At 47.6% G+C, this 569-nt stretch carries 1 protein-coding gene; it reads right to left on the bottom strand.

From position 1 onward, the window contains the following. Positions 1-569: methionyl-tRNA formyltransferase (gene fmt / locus ACWHAR_RS30360; RefSeq protein ID WP_452088843.1), on the bottom strand; the 569-nt coding region annotated here is incomplete at both ends.

The raw sequence follows: 569 nt of genomic DNA, 5'->3' as shown, positions 1-569 counted from the left end.
CATCACCGGCTTCAACATGAGCGCCTCGCACAAAGTCTTCGCCTTTCATTCGTTTTTTGCCTGCCGGCTGGAGTTCGGTTAATAACAGGGCCGTATCATTACCTGTGGCAACGATAATCCCTTCCTTTTCAACCGCAACGACTGTGCCGGGCTCAGCTTTGGTTGGTGCGGGTGTTTTTTTCGATTCCCACACTTTCAAGTTTTGTCCGTTTAGAGTCGTATAAGCAACAGGCCATGGATTTAAGCCGCGGATCTGGTTGTAAAGCTCTTCGCCCGTTCTGGACCAGTCGAGCAGCTCTTGCTCTCTTTTGATATTAGGCGCGTATGTCGCTTTCTCTTCATCCTGCTTTTCAGGTGAAATGCTGCCGGCAATAACGTTTGGAATCGTTTCAGACAATAGCTTCGCGCCAGCAACGCTTAATTTATCGTGCAGCGTTCCGACATTGTCGGTTTCTTCAATGTCCACTTCCACTTTTGAGATCATATCGCCCGCATCCAATTTTTCTACCATATACATAATGGTAACCCCGGTTTTCTTCTTTCCCTGCAGAATGGAATAATGGATGGGT

The sequence above is a fragment of the Bacillus sp. LR--39 genome (genome assembly GCF_053613335.1).
Note: the sequence above shows the minus strand (reverse complement) of the source record. Positions and strands in the feature narration are given on the sequence as shown.